Genomic DNA, 26801 nt, shown 5'->3' with positions numbered 1-26801 from the left:
CGCGAAACGGCTTTTGCCGCCAAAGGACGTCATAGCACCGAGCTGCGCAAAGACGCAGCTAACGGTTCGTGCACAGCGGCAGCCGTTGTTTACGCTTGGGCAGAAAATCCGCTCCTGCGAGGTGATCGGTATGAAAATTATTGTAGCGCCCGATTCGTACAAAGGCTGCCTGAACAGCTATGAGGCGGCCGAATATATGACGCAGGGAATTCTTGAAGCGTGCCCGCAGGCCGAGGTGCTGCAAATAGCGGTTGCGGACGGCGGAGAAGGCACCGTTCAAGCGATCGTCCGCGGAGCCGGCGGCCGGCTTCATGAGGTGCAGGTCAGAGGTCCGCTGGGCGATCCGGTCACGGCCGAAATCGGGCTGCTGGACGACGGGCGAACCGCGGTGATCGAGGCGGCATCCGCTTCGGGACTGACTTTGATTCCGCAGGACCGGCTGAACCCGATCCTTACGACGACCTATGGAACCGGGCAGCTGATCAAGGAAGCGCTGCGGCTGGGCTGCCGCAAGCTGATCATCGGCCTTGGCGGCAGCGCAACGAACGATGGAGGAGTTGGGATGGCGCAGGCGCTCGGCGTCCGGTTTCCGGACAAGTACGGCGGAGAAATCGGATACGGCGGCGGCGAGCTGGAGCATATCGCCGCCATCGATCTTGAAGGGCTGGACCCGCGCATCGAGGGCTGTGAATGCGTGATTGCCAGCGACGTGACGAATCCGCTATGCGGCGACAATGGCGCCGCCGCCGTCTATGGCCCGCAAAAAGGGGCGACGCCCGAGATGGTCGCGGCGCTCGACCGCGGACTGCTTCATCTCAGCCGGATCATCAGCAGAGACATGGGCAAGGACATTGCGGAGCTTCCAGGCGCCGGGGCGGCCGGCGGCCTTGGCGGAGGCCTGATGGCCTTCTTATCCGCCAGAATGGAGCGGGGGATCGATCTTGTCCTGGAAGCGGCCGATTTCGAGAAGCGGGTGTCGGAGGCGGATCTGGTGCTGACCGGCGAAGGGCACACCGACCTTCAAACGAGGTACGGCAAAGCCGCGGCCGGCATCGCGAGAATCGCCAAGAGGCATAAGGTTCCGGTCATCTGCCTGTCAGGCGGCATTTCGCCGGACGCTTCCGCCATGCAAGCCTTGTACGGGGAAGGGATGGATGCCGTCATCGGCGCGGTCCAGCGGCCTATGCCGCTGGAGGAGGCGATGAAGCAGGCGCCTGCTCTCATCCGTCATGCGGCGGCTTCTATCATCCGGACGCTAATGCTTGGAGCGAGAATGAAAAATCAGAATGAGATGTGAGGGGACGACAAACGGGAAGGAGAGCCGGGTCATGTCTGAGCTTGCACTAAACGGACAGGAAGCGCCTTTATATATTAAGGTGAACGCCAGAGACAATGTGGCGATTATCGTTAATTCCGGCGGATTGCCCGCCGGAACTGGCTTTGCCTGCGGCCTGATGCTGCGGGAAGGCATCCCGCAGGGACATAAGGTCGCGTTAACCGATTTGCCGCAGGGCTTTCCGATCATCCGCTACGGGGAAGTCATCGGCTACGCGGAGGAGCCGATTGTTGCCGGCAGCTGGGTGAAGGAGCAGCTCGTCCGGCAGCCGGAGCCTCCTCTGCTGGATGAGCTGGAGGTGGCGAATCAAGTGCCGGCTCCGCTGCCGCCGCTGGAGGGATATACGTTTGAAGGATACCGCAATGAGGACGGCAGCGTCGGTACAAAAAATATACTCGGCATCACAACAAGCGTCCAATGTGTGGCAGGTGTGCTGGATTATGCGGTGAACCGGATTAAAAAGGAGCTGCTTCCGAAGTATGGGCATGTCGAGGATGTCGTCGCCTTGACTCACCATTACGGCTGCGGAGTCGCCATCGGTGCTCCCGATGCGGTCATTCCGATCCGGACGATTGCAAATATGGCGACCAATCCGAATTTTGGCGGCGAGGTGCTGGTGGTCGGTCTGGGCTGCGAGAAGCTTGTGCCGGAGAGGCTGATTCCTTCCGAAGGCGGCGGCGATATCGTGACGCTGCAGGATCATCACGGGTTCAGCAGCATGATTCAGACGATTATGGCGTTAGCGGAAGAAAAGCTGATCAAGCTGAATGCGCGGCGGCGTGTCGTATGCCCGGCATCCGAGCTGGTCGTAGGGCTGCAGTGCGGCGGCAGCGACGCCTTCTCGGGCGTCACGGCGAATCCGGCGGTAGGCTATGCGGCGGATCTGCTCGTCCGGGCGGGCGCAACGGTGATGTTCTCTGAGGTAACGGAAGTGCGGGATGCGGTGCATTTGTTAACGCCGCGCGCGGTGGACCGGGAGGTTGGCCAAGCTTTGATCCGGGAGATGAAGTGGTACGACCGGTACCTCGACAAAGGCGAGGCGGACCGCAGCGCAAATCCGTCGCCGGGAAACAAGCTCGGCGGCCTGGTCAATGTCGTCGAGAAGTCGCTCGGCTCGGTCGTCAAATCGGGCAGCAGTCCGATCGCGGGCGTATTGGCCCCGGGCGAGAAGGCGACCCGCAAAGGTCTGCTGTACGCGGCTACGCCTGCCAGCGATTTTGTGTGCGGCACGCTGCAATTTGCTTCGGGAGCGAATATGGAAGTGTTCACCACCGGCAGAGGCACGCCTTACGGACTTGCGGTAGTGCCGGTCATTAAAGTGGCGACCCGCAGCCTGCTCGCCGAGCAGTGGCATGATCTGATCGACGTGAACGCCGGAACGATCGCGACGGGAGAAGCTACGATTGAGGAGGTAGGCTGGGAGCTGTTCCGCCTGATCCTCGATGTCGCGAGCGGCCGCAGAAAAACCTGGGCGGATCAATGGGGCCTGCACAATTCGCTGAACCTGTTTAATCCGGCTCCTGTAACTTGACAGGATAGATGGATGATGACTTCCGCGTTTGGCGGGAGTCATTTTTTTTGCGGTAAGCAGCTATTGGTGTGTAACTCTACGTCTCTATTAATCTCTCAACCGCTGGACAGGAGCATGTACGGGCTTTGCCGGCCGATCATATGCTAGAAGAGTGAAGAGAGGAGAGTTGGCAGGAATGAGCTATCGAAGTACGAGCATCAAGAGCAAATGGACAAAAACGAAGTGGCTGCTGGGAAGCAAAGTACGGACATATATTCCCGAAACGCTGACTTACAGCCGGAGTAATCTTAGCCGTATGTTTTCCCGGTATTCGACGGTGTTTTTCAAACCGACGGGCGGAACGGGCGGCTTCAATATTATACGCATCAAAAAGCTGGCGGACGGTTATACTCTGCAGCACAATTCGGAGAAAAAACGATTCAAGACATTTGACGCACTCTATGGGCATTTGAATAAACGCGCCCGGCAGCGCTCTTATCTGCTGCAGAAGGGCATCCGTCTCGCAACCGTAAAAGGCCGGCCGTTCGATATCCGCGTCATGGTGCAGAAATCGAACGCCGGCAGCTGGAAGAGCACGGCCATGTGCACGAAAATCGGCAGACCGGGCAAGGTCGCGACGAACTACCATCAGGGCGGCGAGGTGGGTTATTTTTGGCAAACGCTCTCCGGAGCGGGATTCGGCAAGGCCGCAGTCAAGCGGAAGGAACAGGAGCTGAAGAAGCTTGGCGAGGACGTCGGACGCGTATTCGACCGGCATGCCAAAGGCTTTCGGGAGCTGGGACTTGACGTAGCGCTGGACGATAAAGGGAACGCCTGGATTCTCGAGGTGAACACCAGACCTACGGTTTATCCGCTGAAAAATATGAGCGACAAAAGCATGTACCGCCGCATTATGTCTTATGCCAGGCAGTATGGGAGAAAGAGATAGGGGTCAGAAGGAAGCAGGCTGTTCGTTGAGGGCAGCCTGCTTCTTTCGCTTTCTGCTGTATAAAGTGCAGCAGAAACCTTACATGAAGGCGCTTTGGAGCTACTAGCCTGCACTTTTGCATCAGAATCAGCCTGACGGTGCTCGAATCGGTCGAACTTGGAGGATTCTGCTGTAAAAAGTACAGCGGAGCGGCGGTTGGTTACGGAAGAAGGTTGTTCTGCTGTATAAAGTGCAGCAGAAACCTTACATGAAGGCGCTTTGGAGCTACTAGCCTGCACTTTTGCATCAGAATCAGCCTGACGGTGCTCGAAAGGGCCGAACTTGGGGGATTTTGCTGTAAAAGGTGCAGCGGAGCGGCGGTTGGTTACGGAAGAAGGTTGTTCAGATGTATAAAGTGCAGCAGAAACATTACATGAAGGCGCTTTGGAGCTACTAGCCTGCACTTTTGCATCAGAATCAGCCTGACGGTGCTCGAATCGGTCGAACTTGGAGGATTCTGCTGTAAAAGGTGCAGCGGAGCGGCGGCTGGTTACGGAAGAAGGTTGTTCAGATGTATAAAGTGCAGCAGAGCCTTCAGGCTCTATTAAATAGGTTCAATTAATGAGATCAAATATTGCGATCATTAATCATGGTTTTCTTATTTTCCTATTGATAGAAGTGCCAAGAGCTCTTATCATTAATGCCATCATTGATATCGGCAGAGAGGTGCGTCGTTATGATTTTAGAGGTTATCGCTACTTGCATGGAGGACGCATTAACGGCGGAGGCTGGCGGGGCTGACCGATTGGAGCTGATAACCGCTATAACGGAAGGCGGGTTAACGCCGGGAATCGGACTGGTCGGACAAGTTGTCAAAGCGGTGAAGATCCCCGTTCACGTCATGGTCCGTCCGCACAGCCGATCGTTCCATTATTCGTCCTATGACATCTCGACGATGGCAGAGGAGATAAAGGCAATAGAGGCAAGCGGTGCTGCGGGAATCGTACTGGGCGCGCTGACGCCGGATGGCCTGATCGACGAACGGGCGCTGGAAGCCTTGCTGCCGTTAACGAATGGCATGCAAGTCACGTTTCACCGTGCGTTCGATGAGCTGGAGGACCAAATCGCGGGTCTACGGACGCTGGAGAACTATCCGCAAATTACGCGGGTGCTCACCTCTGCCGGACCGGGCTCGGCCATGGAGGCGATATCGGCTATGCGCCGATTGGTCGAAGCGGCGCGTGGAGGACGCATCGCCATATTGGCCGGCAGCGGTTTGAAGCCGCAAGGCATTACTTCGTTCATCGAGCAAACGGGAGTAACCGAAGTGCATTTCGGTTCGGCTGTGCGCATCGGCCAAGACGCCTTGTCGCCCATTGATCCGGTGATCTTGCGTGGACTATCCCACACTTTGCGTTCGGGCAGCTGTTCTTCGTGAACATCTCCAGTACTGCCATCCGTTAGTCTTCGACATGTTCGATTAGGGGCAAATAACGATAACTGTGTTCGTTCCACCGCCTCGTCATTCTCCTGCGGAAGCCGATCTTGCCCCTTAGCTTACGGTGCGGCAAGATCGGCTGTCTTTTTTGCGATAAAGAACCTCACAATCTCTATATGGGCAACCTGACCGCTTTTTGAATTGTAAGGAACTCCATAATCGTTATTAGGTGTAAAACTGCGGATTAACCCTGATTTTCGAGCAATAACATGTTCACAGTTCGTAAGAAATCAAAATCGCTCTATTGGGAGCAAATTACGTGTTCTGGGCTCGTTAGCTCGGGACTAGCTCGGGACTAGCTCAGGACTAGCTCAGGACTCACTCACCTAGGACTCACTCAGGGCTCACATTCCTAACGAACCTGCGACAGAAACACTTTCCATTTCCCCATTTCATCTTCCCCTAATGTTTGTCCGGTACAATCAGGACTAACTTTTGCTTTTTAAGAAAAGAGGGAGAGCGATGAACAATCTGCAAGAAGGAATCGAAGAGTGGGTGCCTGAAACGGAGGTACGCCGGAAAAAAGAACGGATCCATGAAGTGACGCTGCTTCGAGCGTTTGCCTTTTTGGCGGTGACGCTTCAGCACTGCATAGCGGAGTATATTTATCGGCCGGACATCATGCCCGCAGACTCGATCATGCTGGCGATGCTGTTTCATTTCACCCGGTTCGGCACGCCGGCGTTCGTGTTTCTGTCCGGTCTCATCCTGTTTTACAATTACAGCGGCAAGCTGGACTACCGGTCTTTTATTCGAAAAAGGTTCGGCGATATTTTTGTTCCTTTTCTCTGCTGGACGGTCATTTACTGGATCGCGGTGGAAGGGGTTATCGGATCCAGGCTGCTGCAGCCGTCGGCTTGGCCGACGATCTTCCTGCAGCTGGTAAGGCCGACCAACGGATATCATTTGTGGTTTATCCTTATGATTTTTCAGTTTTACTTATTGTTCCCGCTGTTTTCCAAGGCGATGCCATCGGCATGGGGGCGTCTGTATCCCCATGAAGGGGGATCATACAAGCGCGTTGCGTGGGCGACGTTGGCGCTCGGACTGGCGTATGGCGCACTTATGTGGCTGTCCTACTACAAAATGCCCGGCTGGGCCGCCACTGCGGGCGCTTTTTGGTCGGGGCTGATTACGCACCGTTCTTATTATTTTGTCATGTACATCTTCTACTTCCTGATCGGCGGCGTATGCGCCTTCGCCCTGGCCCGGTTTCGAACGTTTGCGGCCAATGCGATGGGTTGGGCGGCTTTCGTGTTCATCGGGGCGTATATTTGGCTCGGTTACGATGTACTGCGCTTCTCGACTGAGCGGATGAATTTACAGGTTTCCAACTATTTGAAGCCTACCACTTTTTTGATCATCGTCTCCCAGCTGCTGCTGCTGTACGGGCTCGCACTGCTGCTGCAGAAGCGGAAAGGTGCGCTCTGCCGCATTTTGTTGTTTATCGGGCGGCATTCGTTCGGAGGATTTTTGGCTCACGCATTCGTGCTTATGCTGGTGAGCGCGGTAACGCGGCCCATGCAGCTCAGCGGATCTCATCTGCCTGCGGCGCTGCTTACGTTTATTCTGGTTGTAGGAGGCGCGATCGGCTTGGCCAGTCTTCTGTCAAAGCTGCCGAACGGGCGATGGCTGGTCGGGCCGATAAGCCGCCGCAAACCGAAGGAGACGGGTGCCGGCCGCTCTGTAGTGGAAAGGTCCGTCCGCGAACAAACGGGTTAGAGCGCTGCAGCCTTTCGGTAAATGGAAGCACCTCGGAGAAATTCGGGGTGCTTTATTCATGTAGCGACTTACAAAAATTTTCCTGACATGGTATTCTTTATTAAGAACATTTGGTTCTTAATATAACTACCGAAAGTGAGGATGACGGATGAGTCAAACGAGTGATTCAAGAAGAGGAAAGGCTTTATTTATCTTGCTATTAATTCTTGTCTTCATGACAGCAAGCACAAACATCAGTTATGCCAATGAAGCTGGCGATCAAGTGGTTCGTTCTTTACAAGGAACAATTACCGATGAGGCCGGGCAGCCCGTTGAAGGTGCGACGGTTCGAATCGGAGCCTACTCTTCAAGTACCGGTTTTTATGACATTACATCAGCTATTACAGATGAAGAAGGAAGTTACTCCATTTCCTATACCAAGACGTTGGGCGACGCCGTCTCGGCTATCTTGACGGTTAAAGGATATGTAGTCGTTTTCGCAGTGGAGTCCGAAACTCTCGATTTTCAACTGCCGGAGCAGAAAGCGACCCTATCGGGAAAAATAACTTATGTAGACGAGTTCGCAACGCCTGTCAGCAATTATCCGATCAGATTAACGGTTTACCTTGGACGAGGCGGACGGATTAACATTGCTGAAGCATGGTCGGATTCCGAAGGCAGCTACACGTTGTCCGTCATTCCCGGACAATTCTATTCTGCGCGCGGCGAGAATACGTACATTATGACTTACAACAATAATTGGGAGAGCACGGTTCAACTTCATTCGGGCGATCACAAAATCATCGACCAGCAAGTATTCGATATGCATCCCGGTACATATTTGAATGGACGCCTTGAAGTCGAGATTACCGACGAGTCGGATGTCCCGATTGAAGACGCGATCGCCGAAGTAGCGGGCACGGATATTCCGCTCTATCAAGCGGGAAATTACTTCTTTTCGGATGTGTTGAAGGGCGGGGCATACACGCTAAAAGTTTCGGCTCCAGGTTATATGCCGGCCGAGGAGAATATAGAAATTAACGGGGGAGTTTACCGGCTGTCACTGAAGCTCATCAAAAATAACCCTCCAGTCGTCACCGCCGTGAAAGAGCGAGCTCCTGATTATAACGGCTGGTACAACAAAGACGTGTGGGTCTCATTCAAAGCTGTTGACGAAGACGCGGAGCTTGTCGTGTCTCCTCCGTTTTTAGTGTCCACAGAAGGGGCCGATCAAGCGATAAAAGGTTTTGCTATCGATTCCTCCGGATTAGTAGGGACGGACACGACCTACGTCAATCTGGATAAAACAGCGCCTGTTACGGAAGCGGCAGTGTCAGGACAGGCAAGCAGCGGCGATTGGTATCGTTCCGATGTTCACGTTTCCTTATCGGCAAAAGACAAATTATCCGGTATCGAACAAACAACGTACAGTCTTGATTACGGAAAAACATGGGCGGTTTACAACGGAGCCGTTACGCTCTCCAAAGAAGGAGAGAATATCGTTCTATATCGAAGCACGGATCAGGCCGGAAACATGGAGAAGCAGAACACGCTTGTCGTGAATATCGACAAAACGGCTCCGACACTGCAGCTGTCGCTTAATCGATACTCTTTATCCCCTGCCAACAATAAAATGATACCCATTCAAGCCTTCGTCGATGCTCAAGATGGCGGTTCAGGAATAGCAGCGATCCAATTAGTTTCCATTACATCAAATGAAGCTGGTCAGTCCACGGGAACTGGACATAAAATCGATATTCAAAATGCCGAATTTGGCACCTACGATACGGCATTCGAGCTTCGTGCCGAGAATTCCGGAAAAGGCCCGGATCGGGAATATAACATCGTTTATTCCGCGACCGATAAGGCGGGCAATACGGCACTAGCGTCTGCAACTGTTACGGTTCCTAAGAAAGGCAAATAGGATAAAAAGATAAGTAAACGTTAGAGCAGCGGGTACCGCAAGCGCGTACCGGATTTAAAAAAAAGGGGGAGGCGCTTCGCCTTCCCCTTTCCCTATCTGCCTCTACAGCTTAACCTGCTGCATCAGCCCATCTTCGCCGAAGGCGAGCGGATCTATGCAGGTTTCGCGATGATAGCCTTTTCCTTCCGTAAACCGGGTCAGCGGGGTGACAAACCGGTGATACGCGATCCAATACTTATCGGTGCCGGGCTCCTGAAGAATCGAATGGTGAGCGGTGCCGAGCATATCCTTTTCTTTATTTTTGAACAGAACCGGATAGCGGTAAGTGACCGGCCCGTAAAGCTGCTCCGCCGTGCCGTAGTTCACGTGATAGTCCTCGCTGCCGGTGTCGTCGCAGGACCAGGTGAAGTGATACAGCCCGCCGCGCTTCAGAACGGTGACCGCCTCCCGGAAATCGTGCAGGCCGTCAATATTTTTCATCGTTTCCTCAATGACGCTTACCATATCTTCGCCAAGCTGTACGATGGCAGCGTGTCCGTTGCCGAACAGCAGGCAAGCCGTACCGTCCTCCTCAAAATAGACCGACGGGTCGATCGCCTGCCCCATAGCAATGCCAAGACGCTTCGTCTGTTCCATCGTAATGAGCGGCTGTGGCTGCGCTTTAAACGGGCCTGCCGGATTGTCCGCAACCGCAACGCCAATGGCGCTCTGTCCGGTTTCCATTTTGCCGCAGAAATAATAGTAGTATTTTCCTTCTTTGCTGGCGATAGCCGGCGCCCAAGCGCTTCCGACCGCCCAAGGCACATCCTCCGTCGCCAGATCCAGAATCACGCCTTCGTCTTTCCAAATGCGCATATCATCGGACGAAAAGACATGAAACTGCGTGCCCGACCAGCCGGTGAAGCCGTCTGTAGTCGGATATAGGTAATAGCGGCCGCCGAACTTCGCAAGGTCCGGGTCGGCGAATTGCCCGGGCAGAACCTGATGGCCGTCGCCGAACGCCGCCAGAAGGCGGCTGCTTTCCGCAGCGGTAATAGGGAGGACACCCCCGTGGCGCTTCTTGTTTTTCCCCAAATCAAACGATCCTTCCGGCACAATCCGGAATACACCGCTTTCAAGATCGGAGGTCAGCAGGGGAAGATAACCTTTTCCTTCCGCAAAGCGGTCCACGATCAAGCACCACTCTTCGCGGTCGTTCAGCTTGAAAATTTGAGGGCCCTCCACGCCGAGCAATGCCTCCAAAGCCGGAGCGCTCAGATTGTCAAACGAGTTTTTGTCCAGCGATGCGCCTTTTTCGACCCGGATGTTTTTGGTCGTTTCATCCTTGGAGTAACGGTAGTAGATGCCGTTATGAGCAATGATCGTCGTGTCGATGATATGGTTTTCCCGCTCGATATACTTCTCAGTAGCTGTGAAGCTGCGGAAATCCTTGGTGCGCGCGCTGTAGATTTTTTGCTTGCGCTCATGCTCGTGCGGCTCCTGCGTCGCGGACGCCCAGAACACCAGGAAGTCGCCAGAAGCCTCGTCATAAATGGCCTCCGGAGCCCAGACGCAGCCGGCGCCCGGAACGCCAACCGTGACTGCCCACGGGGAAGACCAGTTCACCAGGTCGGCGGACTCCCATACGATAATGTCGCGGCTTCCTTCAGTCTGCGCGGAGCCCCAGCCCTTTCCGCTCGCGATACGGAGATCCGTGGCGATCAGATAAAACTTGTCCTCTTTTGGCGAGCGAACCAGAAACGGATCCCTGACGCCCTTTTCCCCCAGCTCGGAACGAAGAATCGGCAACCCTGCATTTAAATCTTTCCAATGGAGACCGTCCTCGCTGTAGGAGAAATAGACCTGCTCCCCGTTGGGCTGTTCCCCGATAAAATGCACCAAAAGATAAGCTGAATAATCTTGCTCTGACAAAATAATGCCCTCCCTGCTGCGATTAAGACGCATATCTTATTTTTCCCATTGTATCATGCCGGGAACGGCTGAGCTCCTTAAATTTTGCGGAGTGCCGATCCTTTCTTTCAGCCAGCTTTCAGCCCATTTTTATCCTCCTATAAGTTGGAGCTAATCTATGTTTCAGGCAAGAGATTTATAGTTAGCTTGTACGAAAAAACAAGACGGGAGGAGGTGGCAGCTTGAATACGAACCGGACCCTCAAATGGGCGGTAATCGGAGCTGCCGGATTCGCGGCGGTGCTGCTGCTGCTCAAGGCAATCGCATTATTCGGACATACGAACTATGTCTACATTCATCAAGGACCGGGCCGCGGCGGACACGGCGGATATGTCGTCATGAGGGAGATCAGCTATCAGCATCAGGCGTTTGCGCCGTTGTTCGCAGCGGTATTCACGGCTTTGAAGCTGGCGGCGCTTGCTGCGGCGTTATGGCTGTGGACAAAATCGTCCGGCATCCTTAGGGTTGTAACCGCCTTTACGGCGGGGCTTGCGCTTATGAGCCTGTTATCGCCGCTGTGGGGAGCGCTGCTTGTGATCGCCCTTCTGCTCATCCGGTCCCGGAGCCAGAACGATGCCTCGCTGGAAGCGTTAAGTGCAGGCGAAGGAGCGATACGTTATGGCGCTATGCCTACCGACAAAGGAAGCTTTCTGGATGAGTGGGAACGCAAAACAAGAGGTTATTTTTTAGACAAACAAGGAGGAGAAAAGGATGGGAGTATTCAGAAGAGTAAAAGAAATGGCAGCCGCGGACGTGCATGGATTGCTGGACAGGTGCGAGGATCCGGTAAATATGGCCAAGCATTACCTGCGCCAGATTGAGGAGCATATCGACAAAGCAAGCGAGGCGCTCGCCGGCCAGCTGGCCGCGGAGCAGGAATACATTCTGCTAATTGAACATACGTCGCAAATGATTTCCAAACGGCTGCGCCAAGCCGAATTGGCGGTGGACCGGGAAGAGGAGCGGATTGCCGAAATTGCGCTTTCGGAAAAGCTGCAGCATGAGAGGCTGCTGCACTCCTACAGGCAGCGACTGGATGTGATCCGCAATCAGATCGGTACGCTGAAGCAGGAGATCGTTCGTTTGAAGGAGCTGCATCGCGAGCTGCAGGGCCGGCTGTACTTCCTCGCCTCGAGGGCCAAAGCCGCAAAGGCGATCGAAGGTGCAGCCGCTTTCCCGGCCATCCGGACGGAGAAGGTCATTCGCGGCTTCGAGCGTCTGGAAGAGAATGTGCGCCGGCTGGAGGCCGGGGCTGCGGCAAAGCAATGGGCAGCGTCCCCGCAGCATAACGAGCTCGACCGGATCGACCGGAACGAGGAAATTCAGGCCGAGCTGAAGCGGCTTAAAGCCGCCAGAAGAGAAATGCAAACGGGATAATCGTGTGAAGCGAAAGGGCTGCCCCTAAGCAGTTCTCTCACTTGATGGATAGCACGCTCGACGAAAATAGGAAGTCAAAGAAGAAATGGCCGTGTTCATGGGACGATCTATCCCTGCATGGCCATTTTTTGCTTTCGGTGTCTTGCTTCGGCAAGCGCTTATCTGCCGCGTCGCGTCTGACTTGTCTAGAGGTAACGGACGAAAAAGCCTCTTGGAATGACTAATCAGCAAGTGTCGGCGGCTAATGGACATGAGAGTCAGATAGGACAGATGGACGGTTTGCTTTCTATACGATCACGGCTTTAAAGCGCCGAGATGACCGTTAAGCGGAAGAAATCGCACATAAAGGGGGCTAAGCGTCTTCTTTGTCCTTTACAAAAGAGGGCCAATGGATAGACCGTCCGGTTGAAGCCTCCGACAAGAATCCGTTCAAGGCGGCAAAATGGATTAGTCCATTCAGCCGACAATATTTCTAATTCTAATTAACTCTTTTATATAATAATCAAGCTGTACTTGAGTTGGACCTGCAAATGACGCATTACGATTATCGTTTTGAATTTGATGATCCTGCCTTAAAGCATCTAATGCCAATCCGGCAGCCAGCGCGCCTATCCCATCACCTATTGCAGCTATCGATGCTCCTATAAAAGCCAGCTTTGCAATTTCAATATCACGCAGCTCTTTATTGTTTTCCAAATGCTATTCCCTCCAGTTTCATCTGTATTAATTTATGTTTGTATGCCTGGCTAGGTGAAAGTGCTGAATCTTCCTTTTCCTTCACTGCGATTTCATCTCTGGACTCGCCTTTCTAACTGTTTAAAAGGCAACGGAAATATTCCGTTGCCTTAAATTGCTCTACTCGATGATTTCAACAATTAGACTGGGGTAAATTTTCCGGAATTCTGCTATACGACTCAATAATTAAGTTTTATCAAAGCTGGCTGCGAAAATATCTCGATCCGGTCTAAAGGTAACACTGGTACCTGTCTCCTTTGTTACCCCGATTACTAATAGTTCGGATTGCGGGATTCCATGCTTGAAATCTTGACGAAACACTTTTCCTTCACGACGAATTTCCACGGACAATCTCTCTGAGAGTGCATTCACCACAGGCATATTGATCCCTTTAAGTCCACCTGGGGCTGCTACAGAGGCACTTGTATTGTTGTAGTATCCGATTTCCGTAAGAACGGTTTGTACCGGTACCTTGGTTGAAGAATTAGGTAAGGCCCGAATCGGAATGCCTCGTCCATTATCGGCTATAGTCACACTTCCATCTTGCTGATGAACTATACTTATTTCAGAACAGTAGCCGGCCTCATGCTCTAGTACAGAGTTTTCGAGCACGGCCCATATAAGATGGTTTGGATCGTATCCCTCGTGTTGTTCGCCTAGATATGTTCCTGCATTATTTCTTGCTTCAGTCAGCTCCATATAATTACTTGTAATTTTTATTATCCTTGCTTATATAATCAGATGGATGACAGCCATGATAAACAAACAAACAAATAAGATATAACTAAAAGGGAGCTCCACCAAGACAGGGGGACCACGACTTGAACAAAGCCTTAGACCCGACCGCTGTTGTCATTCAATCCAATGCTCTCCGTTTTGTCTTATCTTCGATTTCCAATAAACTTTTCGATTTCGTCAATGGCGTTTTAACAAATACAACTGGACAGCGATCAGTCATCTATTACCTCGAGGGGGAATTGTCAGGTATGAGATTATCCGAAATAGCACCGCATTCATGGAGTTTTTGATACTCCCAACGCTTTATGCCTCCACATGATTCGTTCAGCGACCTCCAGATTGTGTTGTTCGCATTCAACAATGACGACAACGTCCATTGGCGCTTCTTTTATGAACCATTTATTTTTCCTGTGAAGTACAGTAATTACCAGACCTAAAATCGCTCCGAGAATGATCCCAATTAATCCCCAGATGATTGGTCCCCAGGTCCAAATAAACCCGTATATACTTCCAAGCAACATAAAAATGGTCGCTAAAATAAAAGCTAGTTCATAGCGACTGGCACTCTCTTTATGCACGCGTTCAATGTCCGAAGACTTAGACGAATGTTTATCAAGTGTCGCGATGAATATATGATCCTTTGGAATTCCTTCCTGCTCTAAATCGCTGAGTGCCAATTCTAAATACGCACTATGTTGGAACGTTGAAATCAGATGCATGTTTCCATCACCTTTGTTTTTTCGTGGCATTTTAAATGTCGGTGGTTGATAATTTTTCGCCAAAAATCTAGACTGCTCTGTCTTAAATAATTCATTTGTAAAGTGGATATCTATATAGGTGGAACTTACGGCAAACCCCCAAAGAGAAGGTAAATTCAAAAACCACTGGGGGCTGATACTATTTCTAACCATATCGAGATTACCTGCCGCCATCCAATGGAAGGCAGGTAACAGGTTGGATTTGTAAATTGAGAAAACGGTGCAGATCAACACAAAAAAACCCGTTGGAAGCCTGTTTGCATATATAGAGCCTAGTCCTGGCATAAAAAGGGACCAAATTACACCATTCCATGGTTTTCGGTAATCAAGGTAATTAATTTCAATAGCGCCAATATGAAAGGGTTTAATGGGTGCATCATATCGATCTGCTAACTGGGAGTATTTATTTAAATCTAATGCAAGGCGGTAACAGTCCCACATCGTGAAGATGTAAACCGCCATATAGAGAAGAAACCATTTTGTATCGATTACGGATTTAGCGATTTCGAAATCGCCTATCATTGAATAGTAAATGGCCTCATTTAAGTGTGACTTTACATTAATGAAAAACTCCCAGAACATCAACACAATGCCGGTACCATATTTACATAATTGCATATGTCCAGCTCCGGGGAAGGCAGCTGACCACCATACAAGTGACCAAGGGTTCTGTTCATGAATGTAGTTAGCAATATAAGGCGCAAGATGTAATTTCGGACGACGAAGTCCGTTCGAGTAGACGCTTCCCATCAAAAAACCCCTATTTCAGTTCTGATTACGAAATAAACTGCCCCATACCTTTCAGAAGTATTCGGTCTCATTCTTTCTGTCTACTGGGCGGTGACGCTTAGATCAGAACAGAACAGAACAAACCAAACCAAACCAAACCAAACCAAACCAAACGAAAAATCACCATCTGGTTGGCCTCGGACATCTTGCTTGTATCATGAATTAGCCTTAAATTGAATCTTGTATAAAATGAATTCAGGAATAAAAAGGACAGGAGTAGATCGGATGAAAATAGGAGATTTCGTAGAATACTGCTTGTCTTATCCAGGCTCGTATGAAGATCTACCTTTCGGAGAAGGCTGGACGGCCATTCGCCATAAAGAAAACAAGAAGTTATTTGCCTTGATATTCAACCGAGATGAACATCTTTGCGTTAACCTTAAATGTGATCCTGAACGATCCGATTTTCTTCGACAGGCATTTAAGGAAGTCAAGCCGGGGTATCATATGAATAAAGAGCACTGGAATACAGTGATTCTGGATGAAGGGCTTCCGGAAGATGATCTTCATGACATGGTAAGGCATAGTTTTGAACTCACAAGGCCTAAACGTAAAACCAAAGTAAATGAGGATAAACCACAGTTTAATACAGACAGCAGCAGCCGGCCATGAAGTCCGGCTGCTTTTTCGTTCCGCTAACTGGCGGATTACAAATAACAAATGTGCTGAACCACCAAAGGCAAACGATAATTACCCATATCCTTCAAGTCAATGAAGGGTTATTTGTTGAATTAAAAAGTGTAAACCAGCAATTCGAGTAAGGACCGACATAAAATCCTTGACAAGTATTTGCTGGTTTGTTCCATCCAATTCTACTCGCGATTAGCGATCTTATCCTGAGCCAAGCGTATCATTTCGCGCACCATCGAGCCGCCGATTTTGCCGCCGATATGGCCTGCCGATTCCGTCGTCAAATTGCCGTTATCGCCCGGCTGCAGCGGAATGCCAAGCTCCTTGGCCACCTCGTATTTGACATCGTCCGGTCTAGCCGGGTCTACCGCATACCCTTCGCGCTTCATCACTTCCGCCTTGAACTGCTGCATGCCCTGTTCTGCCCCGGGAACCGCATAACGCCTTCTTCTTCTAGCCATTGGTTTGCTCCTTCGTTTTTTCTTTAAGTTCCCCAATCGATCTTCAGATTACTCCTCCTTTTACTTAAGTTAATTTTTTATAAAAAGAGGTAAACGAATTGCAAAGCTTCGTCCGGCCCGTCCCTGTATGATACAGCTATCAACACATTCAACCGATCACAAGAGAGGGGTTAACGGATATGAAGAAGATGTTGGCAGTGATTTTAATGACAGCGCTCATCACGGTTCTGGCGGCTTGCGGCGCTAACGGCGGCGGCACGGAATCGAACGGCGCCTCCGGTAACGGAGGAGGGGACAACGCGAAAGGAAGCGTCGGGATTTCGATGCCGACGAAGTCGTCCGAGCGCTGGGTCGGCGACGGAGCCAATATGAAAAGCGAATTCGAGAAGCTCGGTTATTCGGTAGACCTTCAGTATGCGGAGGACGTTATCGAAAACCAGGTTTCCCAAATTGAAAATATGATCACAAAAGGCGTTAAAGTGCTGGTTATCGCGTCGATTGACGGCGAATCGCTGACGGACGTGCTGCAGAAGGCGGCCGACGAGAACATCAAGGTTATCGCTTACGACCGTCTGATCAAAAATTCCGAGCACGTAAGCTACTATGCAACCTTCGATAACTTCAAGGTAGGCGTGCTGCAGGCAACTTACCTGGAAGAGAAGCTTGGCCTGAAGGAAGGCAAAGGGCCGTTCAACATCGAGCTGTTCGCCGGTTCGCCGGACGACAACAATGCCTACTTCTTCTTCGACGGCGCCATGTCCGTTCTGCAGCCGTACATCGACAGCGGCAAGCTTGTCGTGAAGAGCGGCCAGACCAGCATGGAGCAAGTGGCGACGCTGCGCTGGGACGGAGCGACGGCGCAATCCCGTATGGATAACCTGCTGAGCGCCAACTATGCAACCGATACGGTACACGCCGTGCTTTCTCCTTATGACGGCATCAGCATCGGCATCATTTCTTCCTTGAAGGGCGTAGGCTACGGCTCCGGCGACAAGCCGATGCCGATCATCAGCGGACAAGACGCTGAGCTCGCATCCATCAAGTCGATCATCGCAGGCGAACAAACCTCTACGGTATTCAAAGATACGCGGGAATTGGCTAAAGTGGCGGTAAGCATGGCGGAAGCCGTCATCGAAGGCAAAGAAGCAACGGTTAATGACACGGAAACTTACGACAACGGCGTGAAAGTGGTTCCGTCCTTCCTGCTCGAGCCGGTATCGGTCGACAAGGACAATTACAAGGAAGTATTGGTGGATTCCGGCTACTACACGGAAGACGAATTGAAATAATCCCCGTAACAACAGTCTCAAACGTAACGAGGCGGCCTTCGGGCCGTCCATGAATTTTTTAGAATCTCATTTTGAAGGCATGGTGATAGCTTTGACTGATGTGATATTGGAGATGCGCGGGATCACCAAAACCTTTCCGGGCGTGAAAGCGCTGGAAAATGTCAATTTGAAAGTAAAGCAAGGCGAAATACATGCGTTAATGGGTGAAAACGGGGCGGGCAAATCGACGCTCATGAAGGTGCTGTCCGGCGTTTATCCGCACGGATCATATGAGGGCGACATTTTATTCAAAGGGAATACCTGCGAATTTAAAAATATTCGAAACAGCGAGCAGCTGGGCATTGTCATTATCCATCAGGAGCTGGCTCTTATCCCGCAGCTGTCGGTCGCGGAAAACATTTTTCTCGGCAACGAGCGGATGAAACGCGGCATCATTGATTGGAACCGGACGATCGTACGCACCCGGGAGCTGCTGAACACGGTCGGCTTGTCGGAATCGCCGAACACGGTCGCAGGCTCGATGGGGGTGGGCAAGCAGCAGCTTGTCGAGATCGCCAAAGCGTTGTCCAAGGAGGTCAAGCTTCTCATTCTGGACGAACCGACAGCGGCGCTGAACGAAGAAGACAGCGAAAATTTGCTGAATCTCATGCTGGCGTTCAAGGAGCAGGGAATCACCTCGATCATTATTTCCCACAAGTTGAACGAAATCATGAAGGTGGCCGATTCGATTACGATTTTGCGAGACGGCAAGACGATCGAGACGCTGAATGTGAAGGAAGACAGCATTACGGAAGACCGCATCATCAAAGGGATGGTAGGACGCGATCTGACGAACCGCTATCCGGAGCGCGAGCCGAAGATCGGGGACGTGCTGTTCGAAGCGAGGCGCTGGAACGTCTATCATCCGGCGGATACGGACCGGAAGGTCATCGACGATGTCAGCTTCAACGTCAAGCGGGGCGAGATCGTCGGTATTGCCGGCCTGATGGGCGCGGGCCGCACGGAGCTTGCGATGAGCATTTTCGGTCAGGCATACGGCAGCAAGATCAGCGGCCAGCTGTTTAAGGAAGGCCGCGAGGTCAAGCTGAACGAGATCAGCAAAGCGATCGACGAAGGCATCGCTTACGTGACGGAGGACCGGAAGGAGTACGGTCTGATCTTGATGGACGACATCAAACGGAATACGACGCTGGCTAACCTGCGCGGCATCTCCAAATGGTTCGTTGTGGACGATTACCAGGAAATCGCCGAGGCGGAAAGCTTCCGCAAGAAGCTGAAAATCAAGACGCCGAGCATTCACCAGAAGACGGGCAACTTAAGCGGCGGCAACCAGCAGAAAGTGGTGCTCAGCAAGTGGATTTTTACGGGGCCGGATTTGCTGATCCTGGACGAGCCTACGCGGGGCATCGATGTCGGCGCCAAATACGAAATTTATACGATTATTAACCAATTGGCCGAGCAGGGGAAAGGGATTCTGATGATTTCCTCCGAGCTGCCCGAGCTGCTTGGCATGTGCGACCGGATCTATGTGATGAGCGAAGGCCGCTTCACCGGAGAGGTTCCGAGAGCCGAGGCCAGCCAGGAAACGATTATGAAATATATGACGACAACCAGGGGGTAGAATCAGCGTGGAGACCGCTCTGAAATTATTGCGCAGCAATATGCGGCAGTACGGCATGTTCATCGCATTAGTCTTAATCATGCTTCTGTTTCAATTTCTCTCCGGCGGCATTCTGTTAAAGCCGCTTAACATTACGAATTTAATTTTGCAAAACAGCTATATTCTCATTCTCGCGATCGGCATGCTTCTCGTCATTATTACCGGCCATATCGATCTGTCGGTAGGGTCGATTGCGGCCTTCGTCGGCGCGGTATCGGCGATCATGATGGTCAAATACGGCATGTCGTTCCCGGCAGCTATGGCGCTGTCGCTCCTGATCGGCGCGGCCGTCGGCGCTTGGCAGGGCTTCTGGGTCGCCTACGTGCGGATCCCGTCCTTCATTGTCACGCTAGCGGGGATGCTGCTGTTCCGGGGTCTGACGATGCTTGTGCTGGACGGCAAATCGGTCGCTCCGTTCCCGGAAGGGTTCCGCGCGATCAGCACGGGTTTCCTTGCGGACGTTCCCGGCAATTGGGACCTTCATTTGCTTACGGTAATTATCGGCATCGTACTATCCGTTTTCTATTTGTTCATGGAATGGCGCGGACGCTTGATCCAGAAGCGGTATGAGCTCGAGCTGCTTCCGGCCCCGTTCTTCCTCTTGAAGCTGGCGGGCGTCGTTGCGATCATCAATCTGTTCACTGTCGTGCTGGCTTCCTACAAAGGTCTGCCGAACATTCTGATCATGCTCTTCATCCTGGTAGCAGCCTACACCTTCGTGATGCGCAAAACGGTTATGGGACGCCACATTTACGCCCTTGGCGGCAATGAGAAGGCTGCAAAGCTGTCGGGCGTCAAAACGAAAAAAATGACGTTCTGGGTGTTTGTGAACATGGGTGTGCTCGCTGCGCTGGCCGGGCTCGTATTCGCTGCCCGCTTGAATGCGGCGACGCCGAAAGCCGGCGTGAACTTCGAGCTGGACGCGATTGCGGCCGTATTCATCGGCGGGGCGTCCGCGACCGGCGGCGTCGGCACCGTTCTCGGCGCCATTATCGGCGGTCTCGTTATGGGCGTCATGAATAACGGGATGTCGCTGATCGGCCTCGGCATCGATTATCAGCAAGGCATCAAGGGCCTGGTCCTTCTGCTGGCCGTCGCTTTCGACCTCTACAACAAGAATAAGTCCGCTTAAGGCGGGGTATCCTCAATTTCAAAGGTTTGGCAAAAAGCGCGGAGGCGTTCACGGCTTGTGGACCCGCCGCGCTCGTTGCCGTATGATATTGAAAGCGATTTAGGCTCTAAAAATAGGGGGATCGGCTTTGAAAAAGCTCTTATTCGTGTATCTCATTCTGATCGGGACGCTGATCGCCTACTTGTATATGGCTTTTATACGGGAGGACGACAGCGGGCTGCTGAACGAAACGGCCGGCCTGCACGGGCAGACGGACGAGAAATATGTGATGGTCAATTTTCTGACCGGCATCGATTATTGGAAGAGCGGCTTGAAAGGGTTCGAGGATGCCGCGGAGGCGCTTGGCGTCTCGGTCGAGTACCGGGGATCGACGCAGTATGACGTGCAGGAAGAGGTGATGGTGCTGGAGCAGGCCATCGCCCGCAGCCCCGCAGGCATTGCGGTGAGCGCGATTAATTCCGAAGCGCTGAATGCGGCGATCGACAAGGCGGTGGAAGCGGGCATCCCGGTCGTGATGTTCGATTCCGACGCGCCGGACAGCAAGGCGTATTCCTTTATCGGCACGAACAATTACAACGCCGGCGTGACGGCCGCGCGGAAGATGGCCGAGCTGACCGGCGGAAGAGGCAAGGTCGGCATTATTACGCATCCGAACCAGCTGAACCACCAGGAGCGGACCCGCGGCTTCAAGGAAACGCTGAGCAAGGAGTTCCCGGGGCTTCAGCTGGTCGGCATCATGGACGGTAAAGGAGATCAGCTCGTTTCCGAGAAAATGACCCGGCAGCTGCTTGAGGACAATCCGGAGCTGCGCGGCATCTTCGTTACGGAGGCAAACGGCGGTGTCGGAGCCGGCAATGCGATTTTACGGGAAGGCAAGCTGGACCAGGTGCATATTATCAGCTTTGACACGGACAAGAGGACGCTCGACATGGTCAAGAGCGGCACGATTTCCGCCACGATGGCCCAAGGGACGTGGAGCATGGGGTATTGGTCGCTGATGCAGCTTTTCCATCTCCGCCATGAGCTTGCGGCGCCGATTCCGGATTGGCAGCAGACGGACGTGCCGCCTTTGCCGGTCAATGTCGATACGGGCATTACGGTCGTCACGTCAGCCAACGTCGATCATTTTTATGCAAAATAAGAGATCCGGATAAGGGCAAGCGGAAGGTGAGCGCAAGATGGCATTCAAACTGCTCCAAAAATGGTTTCAGCTGAACAACTGGTCGATTCGGTACAAGTTTATTTTTCATTTTTTGCTGATCAGCATCCTACCGGCTTTATGCATCGGATTGTTAATGGCGCTAACGGTTAACCGGGTTGTCGAGAAGCAGGTGAACGGGAACACGATGCAGCTGATCGATCATGTCAATCAATCCCTGGATGCTCATGCCGGCAATATCCAGAACATTTCGTACTTCATATCGATGAATTCCGGTATCCAGTCTTTTCTGAAGGAAGGTTATCCTGCGATATCCGGAAATGACGAGCAGTACGAGTTGTCCAAGTTTTTGCAAAGCTTCACGACGCTGTATTCGGAAATCGCCGGCATTATGGTGGTGGGGGCGGGCGGCGACTACTTCAGCAACGAAATGTACGCGAAAAGCAGCCGCAGCTTGACGGAAGAGAGCTGGTACGCCAAGGCGGTCGAAGCCAAGGGCATCTTCACGATGATCGGGCACCCGTACAACCGGAATGTAACGACGCATGCCAATTACAAGGACAGTGAGGTCGTATCGGTCGTCCGCGCGATTCAGGATCCGGATACGCAGCGAACGGAAGGGGTCGTGCTGATCGACCTGAAGCTGCGTGTGATTGCGGAAACCGTTCGTGATGTCAGGCTTGGCAAAACCGGCTATTTGATGGTCATCAACAATGACGGAGAGATGATCTATGCCCCGCAGAGCTCCAAAATCGGAAGCGTAGATATGGAGCTCCTTGGCCGCGAGCCGTCGGGCATGCTCACTCATTCGGTGAACGGGCAGGAGCTTCAGCTCATCTACCAGAAGTCCGATTTTACCAACTGGACGACAGTAGGCGTGTTCGACAGGCGGGACAGCGCGCAGGAAATTAGGGACATTAATTTATATCTGGTTTTGTTTGTGTTTATTGTGTGCATGCTCGGGATTGCGGCTTCATACTATTTATCCCATTCGATTTCCCGTCCGATTCTGCAATTGTCGTCCTTCATGCGCAAGGTGGAGGAAGGCAATATGAGCATCCGGATTCCTGAGGAGCGGGAGGACGAGGTCGGCATGCTAGGGCGCAGCTTCAACAAAATGCTGACGCAGATCGCCCGGCTGCTGTCGCAGGTGTGGGAGGAGCAGCGCTTGAAACGGGAGGCGGAGCTGCGCAGCCTGCAGGCCCACATTCAGCCGCATTTTCTGTACAACACGCTGGATACGATTCAGTGGCTCGCACGCAAGGACGGCGCGAAGGAAGCGGCGGAGGTGGTGGAGGCGCTGTCGAAGCTGTTCCGCATCGGGCTCAGCAAAGGGCAGGAGGTCATTCCGCTGGCCGAGGAATTCGAGCATATCCGAAGCTATTTGAAAATCCAGAAAACCCGCTATAAGGAAAAGCTGAATTACAGCATCGAGGTGGACGACAGCTGCGCCGATCTGTTCGTGCAGAAGCTTATTCTTCAGCCGGTGGTGGAGAATGCGATCTATCACGGCATTAAGGAACGCAGAGGGCCCGGCATGATCGCGATCCGGGCGCAAGTAAGCGAGGGCATGCTGGAGCTCGTCATCGAGGACGACGGCGCGGGCATGACCGAAGCGAGGCTTGCCGCTTTGCGGGAGACGCTTGAAGCGGTAACGGCGGGAGCTGCGGAGGACCAGCAGCCGAAGGGGGCGCCCGCAAGCTACGGCCTGCGCAATGTGCAGGAGCGCATCCGGCTCAGCTTCGGCAAGCCGTACGGAATTGAGATCGACAGCAAGGAGAAAAGCGGTACGGTTGTGAAGATCTGCCATCCCGTTATTTGGCGGAAGGGGGAAAACGCGCATGATGCGCAAATGGAGGACTTTAATCGCGGACGATGAGGCGATCATCCGGGAAGGCATCCGAAGCTCGATCCCTTGGGAGGAGCTGAAGCTTGAGGTTGTCGGAGAGGCCGAGGACGGCGAGGAGGCTTTGGAGCTGGCGCTTGAGAAGCAGGCGCAAATTATGCTGGTCGACTTGAGCATGCCGATCATGAACGGCATGACCTTGATCGGCCATATTCGCAAGCAGCTTCCGCAGTGCAAAATCATCATCATTACCGGCCACGACGAATTCAATTATGCGTACGAAGCGATTAAGCTGGAGGTGGACGATTATATTCTGAAGCCGGTCAACCCGGACGCTTTGACCGAGGTGCTGAGAAAGCTGGTTCATAAGCTGGAGGAAACGGTCGCAGGCGAGGAGCTGCTGCAGATGGCGTCCAGGCAGCTCGAAAAAAATTTTTCCCTGCTCCGCGAAAGGTTTTGTCTGGAATGGATGAAGGGCGAGCTCGGTCCGGAGGAAATTGCCGGGCAGCTTGCCTTCCTTCGGATGCCGGCGGAAGCTCCCGATTTTGTAGGCGTCATCCGGTGGCCGGAGCAATCGAAGGGCAAAGCGTTTTATTCCGAGAAGGACCGGCAGCTGCTGCTGTTTGCGATCGAGAATATTATGGAGGAAAACCTTCAGGGGTTTACCTGCATCCATTTTCGGGATGAGGTCGGTCTTATTGTGCTCTTGATATGGGGCAAGCCGGATTCAGCCGTTTTCAGGCAGATCGAGCAGGATGTCGCCGATTATTTGAAAATCGCTCTCGTAGCCAGCTATTTGCCGAACCGGGACGGCGGCGTGCCGCAGCTTTATGCGGAGGCGAAGGCTTCGGTGAACAGCGAGACCCGCCTTACCCCGCTTGTGCGCCGGACGAAGGAAATGGTGGCGGAGCGTTATGCGGACCCGGATTTCTCGCTGGAAGGCGCCGCCCATGAATTGAACGTGTCCTCCGTCTATTTGAGCAGGCTGTTCAAACAAGAGGTGGGAGCTTCGTTTATCAATGTTTTAACGCAAACCAGAATAGAGCAGGCGATTCGCCTGCTTAGCGAAACCGACTTGTCGATCAACGAAATCGCGGAGAAAACGGGCTACGAATCGCAGCACTATTTCAGCACCTCGTTCAAAAAAGCCGCGGGCTTGTCCCCGAATCAATACCGCAAAAATATGCACTAAAATAGCGGCAGCTCCGGTCGGATAATAAAGCCATGGCTGCCGCGACTGATCAGACTAACGTTTTCAGTCCGAATGTTATAAAACCCCTTTATACATGCGAGTCGTTTTGCGATAGGCGCGTTTCATCCGTGTTATTTGCCCGGCGAAGTAGCTTTCAGGCTTTTTAATCGCTTGTTTCAACGGCAAGACCCGGCAGATTCCCCGGTTGCTGTCCTTCGAAATATATACCCAGGTCGGTATATGCTCGATCCCTGCGAGCAGGGCGCCGCCGCCGGATGTTTTCCGGATTCGGAGACGAACAATCATGCCGGTTAAAGCGGCATCCTTGTTATGCAGCCGCGTGGAAATAAAGTTGCCCAGCGAGTAGATCGCGAACCGTTTTCTCGTCCGTCCGGTTACATCCTTCACGGTGCGGGACACCGAATGCTGAAGAACGTGCGGATGCGCGCCAAGAATGACATCGGCTCCCTGACGAAACAGGAAACGGACCAGCTTCCTTTGGTGCGAAGCCGGGCTTCCATGATATTCAAAACCGAAATGCATGCAGACGATTATGAAATCCGACAGCCCCCGCAGCCGTGCCAGATCCTGCCTTATTTGCCTGCGTGCAATCAGCTTGACGCCGGCAGGCTGCCCCTTTGGAACCGCAATGCCGTTTGTGTCCCTTGTATACGAAAGAATGCCGATACGAACGCCCCTGACATTTCGAATACAGAGCCTGCGGGACTCATTCTCATCCCGGTACGTCCCGGCATGGGCAATTCCGTTCTTATCCAGTACATGGAGAGTCCGTTTGAGTCCGCCAACGCCATAATCCATGCAATGGTTATTTGCTGTAGAGAGCACATTGAAACCGATTCTCTTCAATGCCGGGGCGAAGCTGTCCGGGCATTTGAAAACCGGATTGCCATTTCTGGGATTCCGGCGCGTCTTTATAAATCCCTCCTTCGGTCCGCCCGCAAAGGTGGTCTCGAGATTGCCTATCGTCAGATGCGCATCCTGCAGAACCTTGGAAACCGGTTCAAACGCCTGCTCGAAAGCATAAGAGCCGTGTGCTTTGTCCAATGAACCATCGCGTTTGTCGCCGGTACGCATGTATCGGATCAGCAGCGGCTTCATTAAGAGATCTCCGACCGCGGCAATGATAATATCGTCAGACATGCACATTCGCCCTTTCTATAGCCAAATTCTTCTAAGTCAATATATGCGAGTCCAGCTGCATTCGTCATGTGACGCGTATCATGATCCATTTATGCCTATTGAGCGGTCCGGGCGTGGTATGATGAAGACACGGAAATAGACTTTCAAAGGAGGGTATAACGTATGAGCGGGAACCTGTATTTCGATGAGCTGAATCCGTTGTTCAGGCAGGCCGTGTCCGCTATTGACGAAGGCGACGCGAAAGGGCTGGAGCGGCTGCTGGCCGATCACCCCGGGCTGATGCGGGAGCGGGCCGAATGCGGCGAGGGTTATTTTCGGAGGCCCTATCTGCTCTGGTTCGCGGCGGAAAATCCGATCCGGACCGGGCGGATGTCCGCTAACGTCATCAAGGTGGTGCGCGTGATGATTCGCGCGGCAGAACGCGACCGCGTGGAGAGCCTGCAAGCTCAGCTGGATTACATGCTCATGCTGGTAAGCTCGGGCATGGTTGCGCGGGAGTGCGGGGCGCAGCTCGGGCTGATCGACGAATTGGCCGGCGCCGGCGCCGATCCGTCGGGGGCGCTTATACCGGCCTTGGCGCACCGCGAGCTGGCTGCGGCTGAAAAATTGCTCGAGTACGGCGCGCCTCTGACGCTGACCGCCGCCGTATGCACGAGGCGGTTGGAGGAGATGAAGCGGCTAGGGCCAGGCGCCGGCGCGGACGACAAACGAACCGCTTTGGCCGCCGCCGCCCTGTACGGCGATGCCGAAGCTCTGGCCTATGTCATCGGTCTCGGCGTCGACTTGAACGCTTTCAGCCCGAAAGGGTTTCATCCGCATGCTACGGCGCTTCATCAAGCGGTAAATTCGGGGTCCCTCGAAGCCGTCAAGCTGCTCGTGGAGTCCGGAGCCGATCTGCATGTGAAAGATACCGGCTTCCAAAGCACGCCGCTCGGCTGGGCGGAGCATCTGGAGCGATCAGAAATCGCGGAGTATTTGCGGGAAAAACTTTGGGCCGTGTAACAGTCAGTGCTGCTTCATTCGGCTT

At 52.9% G+C, this 26801-nt stretch carries 22 protein-coding genes; 16 read left to right on the top strand and 6 right to left on the bottom strand.

The window, feature by feature from the left end; all coding sequences use genetic code 11:
• Window positions 1–130 precede the first annotated feature (130 nt).
• The 6 genes from KP806_RS17765 (at window position 131) to KP806_RS17740 (ending at window position 8897) form a co-directional block, all read left to right on the top strand.
• On the top strand, window positions 131–1297 hold the full coding sequence (locus tag KP806_RS17765; protein ID WP_224725064.1) for a glycerate kinase family protein: 1167 nt from the start codon (window positions 131–133) through the stop codon (window positions 1295–1297).
• Between the two features lie 31 nt (window positions 1298–1328).
• On the top strand, window positions 1329–2867 hold the full coding sequence (gene garD / locus KP806_RS17760; RefSeq protein ID WP_224725063.1) for a galactarate dehydratase: 1539 nt from the start codon (window positions 1329–1331) through the stop codon (window positions 2865–2867).
• 175 nt (window positions 2868–3042) lie between these two features.
• Complete coding sequence (locus KP806_RS17755) at window positions 3043–3795, top strand: YheC/YheD family protein (protein ID WP_224725062.1); 753 nt, start codon at window positions 3043–3045, stop codon at window positions 3793–3795.
• 715 nt (window positions 3796–4510) lie between these two features.
• Window positions 4511–5212, top strand: a complete 702-nt coding sequence (locus tag KP806_RS17750; RefSeq protein WP_224725061.1) for a copper homeostasis protein CutC — start codon at window positions 4511–4513, stop codon at window positions 5210–5212.
• A 522-nt stretch (window positions 5213–5734) separates the two neighbouring features.
• Window positions 5735–6994 (top strand): acyltransferase, encoded by a 1260-nt coding sequence (locus KP806_RS17745; protein WP_224725060.1) that lies wholly within the window; start codon window positions 5735–5737, stop codon window positions 6992–6994.
• Window positions 6995–7256: 262 nt separating this feature from the next.
• A complete protein-coding gene (locus KP806_RS17740; protein ID WP_224725059.1) occupies window positions 7257–8897 on the top strand; it encodes a carboxypeptidase regulatory-like domain-containing protein in 1641 nt (546 codons plus the stop codon).
• A 102-nt stretch (window positions 8898–8999) separates the two neighbouring features.
• Here the strand turns inward: KP806_RS17740 and KP806_RS17735 are convergent, their stop codons facing one another.
• Window positions 9000–10808, bottom strand: a complete 1809-nt coding sequence (locus tag KP806_RS17735) for a family 43 glycosylhydrolase (RefSeq protein ID WP_224725058.1) — start codon at window positions 10806–10808, stop codon at window positions 9000–9002.
• Window positions 10809–11029: 221 nt separating this feature from the next.
• Here KP806_RS17735 and KP806_RS17730 point away from each other — a divergent pair, with 221 nt between their 5' ends.
• Together KP806_RS17730 and KP806_RS17725 are read left to right on the top strand one after the other, a co-directional pair.
• Entirely contained in the window at window positions 11030–11668 is a 639-nt protein-coding gene (locus KP806_RS17730; RefSeq protein ID WP_224725057.1) for a hypothetical protein, read from the top strand.
• Window positions 11559–12224 (top strand): PspA/IM30 family protein, encoded by a 666-nt coding sequence (locus tag KP806_RS17725; protein ID WP_224725056.1) that lies wholly within the window; start codon window positions 11559–11561, stop codon window positions 12222–12224. Before KP806_RS17730 ends, KP806_RS17725 begins: the two co-directional genes overlap by 110 nt.
• A 456-nt stretch (window positions 12225–12680) precedes the next feature.
• Here KP806_RS17725 and KP806_RS17720 read toward each other — a convergent pair whose 3' ends face one another.
• From KP806_RS17720 to KP806_RS17710, 3 genes are all read right to left on the bottom strand, one after another.
• On the bottom strand, window positions 12681–12920 hold the full coding sequence (locus KP806_RS17720) for a translation initiation factor 2 (protein ID WP_224725055.1): 240 nt from the start codon (window positions 12918–12920) through the stop codon (window positions 12681–12683).
• 225 nt (window positions 12921–13145) lie between these two features.
• A complete protein-coding gene (locus tag KP806_RS17715; protein WP_224725054.1) occupies window positions 13146–13658 on the bottom strand; it encodes an ATP-binding protein in 513 nt (170 codons plus the stop codon).
• 314 nt (window positions 13659–13972) lie between these two features.
• Complete coding sequence (locus KP806_RS17710; RefSeq protein WP_224725053.1) at window positions 13973–15205, bottom strand: hypothetical protein; 1233 nt, start codon at window positions 15203–15205, stop codon at window positions 13973–13975.
• Window positions 15206–15469: 264 nt separating this feature from the next.
• Between KP806_RS17710 and KP806_RS17705 the strand changes: the two genes are divergently transcribed.
• Window positions 15470–15856, top strand: a complete 387-nt coding sequence (locus KP806_RS17705) for an MmcQ/YjbR family DNA-binding protein (RefSeq protein WP_224725052.1) — start codon at window positions 15470–15472, stop codon at window positions 15854–15856.
• A gap of 200 nt (window positions 15857–16056) precedes the next feature.
• Here KP806_RS17705 and KP806_RS17700 read toward each other — a convergent pair whose 3' ends face one another.
• The gene (locus KP806_RS17700) at window positions 16057–16335 is read right to left on the bottom strand and encodes an alpha/beta-type small acid-soluble spore protein (RefSeq protein ID WP_224725051.1); all 279 of its coding nucleotides are present in this window, start codon (window positions 16333–16335) and stop codon (window positions 16057–16059) included.
• 179 nt (window positions 16336–16514) lie between these two features.
• On the opposite strand from KP806_RS17700, the gene chvE reads away from it, so the two are divergent.
• The 6 genes from chvE to KP806_RS17670 all read left to right on the top strand — a co-directional run bounded on the left by chvE (window position 16515) and on the right by KP806_RS17670 (window position 24613).
• On the top strand, window positions 16515–17624 hold the full coding sequence (chvE, locus tag KP806_RS17695; RefSeq protein WP_318153679.1) for a multiple monosaccharide ABC transporter substrate-binding protein: 1110 nt from the start codon (window positions 16515–16517) through the stop codon (window positions 17622–17624).
• Between the two features lie 91 nt (window positions 17625–17715).
• Window positions 17716–19245, top strand: coding sequence for a multiple monosaccharide ABC transporter ATP-binding protein (mmsA, locus tag KP806_RS17690; protein WP_224725128.1), 1530 nt, complete (start codon window positions 17716–17718; stop codon window positions 19243–19245).
• 7 nt (window positions 19246–19252) lie between these two features.
• A complete protein-coding gene (gene mmsB, locus KP806_RS17685) occupies window positions 19253–20416 on the top strand; it encodes a multiple monosaccharide ABC transporter permease (protein ID WP_318153677.1) in 1164 nt (387 codons plus the stop codon).
• A 127-nt stretch (window positions 20417–20543) separates the two neighbouring features.
• Window positions 20544–21557 carry a substrate-binding domain-containing protein gene (locus KP806_RS17680; RefSeq protein ID WP_224725050.1) on the top strand — a complete coding sequence of 338 codons (1014 nt, stop codon included), beginning with the start codon at window positions 20544–20546 and terminating at the stop codon, window positions 21555–21557.
• Window positions 21558–21594: 37 nt separating this feature from the next.
• Entirely contained in the window at window positions 21595–23454 is a 1860-nt protein-coding gene (locus KP806_RS17675; RefSeq protein ID WP_224725049.1) for a cache domain-containing sensor histidine kinase, read from the top strand.
• Window positions 23417–24613 (top strand): response regulator, encoded by a 1197-nt coding sequence (locus KP806_RS17670; protein WP_224725048.1) that lies wholly within the window; start codon window positions 23417–23419, stop codon window positions 24611–24613. The genes KP806_RS17675 and KP806_RS17670 overlap by 38 nt, the downstream gene beginning before the upstream one ends.
• A gap of 75 nt (window positions 24614–24688) precedes the next feature.
• Here the strand turns inward: KP806_RS17670 and KP806_RS17665 are convergent, their stop codons facing one another.
• On the bottom strand, window positions 24689–25774 hold the full coding sequence (locus tag KP806_RS17665) for a CapA family protein (RefSeq protein WP_224725047.1): 1086 nt from the start codon (window positions 25772–25774) through the stop codon (window positions 24689–24691).
• A gap of 162 nt (window positions 25775–25936) precedes the next feature.
• On the opposite strand from KP806_RS17665, the gene KP806_RS17660 reads away from it, so the two are divergent.
• Entirely contained in the window at window positions 25937–26776 is an 840-nt protein-coding gene (locus KP806_RS17660; RefSeq protein ID WP_224725046.1) for an ankyrin repeat domain-containing protein, read from the top strand.
• Window positions 26777–26801: the final 25 nt, after the last annotated feature.

The organism is Paenibacillus vietnamensis (assembly GCF_020169515.1).
GTDB classification, from domain to species: domain Bacteria; phylum Bacillota; class Bacilli; order Paenibacillales; family Paenibacillaceae; genus Pristimantibacillus; species Pristimantibacillus vietnamensis.
Note: the sequence above shows the minus strand (reverse complement) of the source record. Positions and strands in the feature narration are given on the sequence as shown.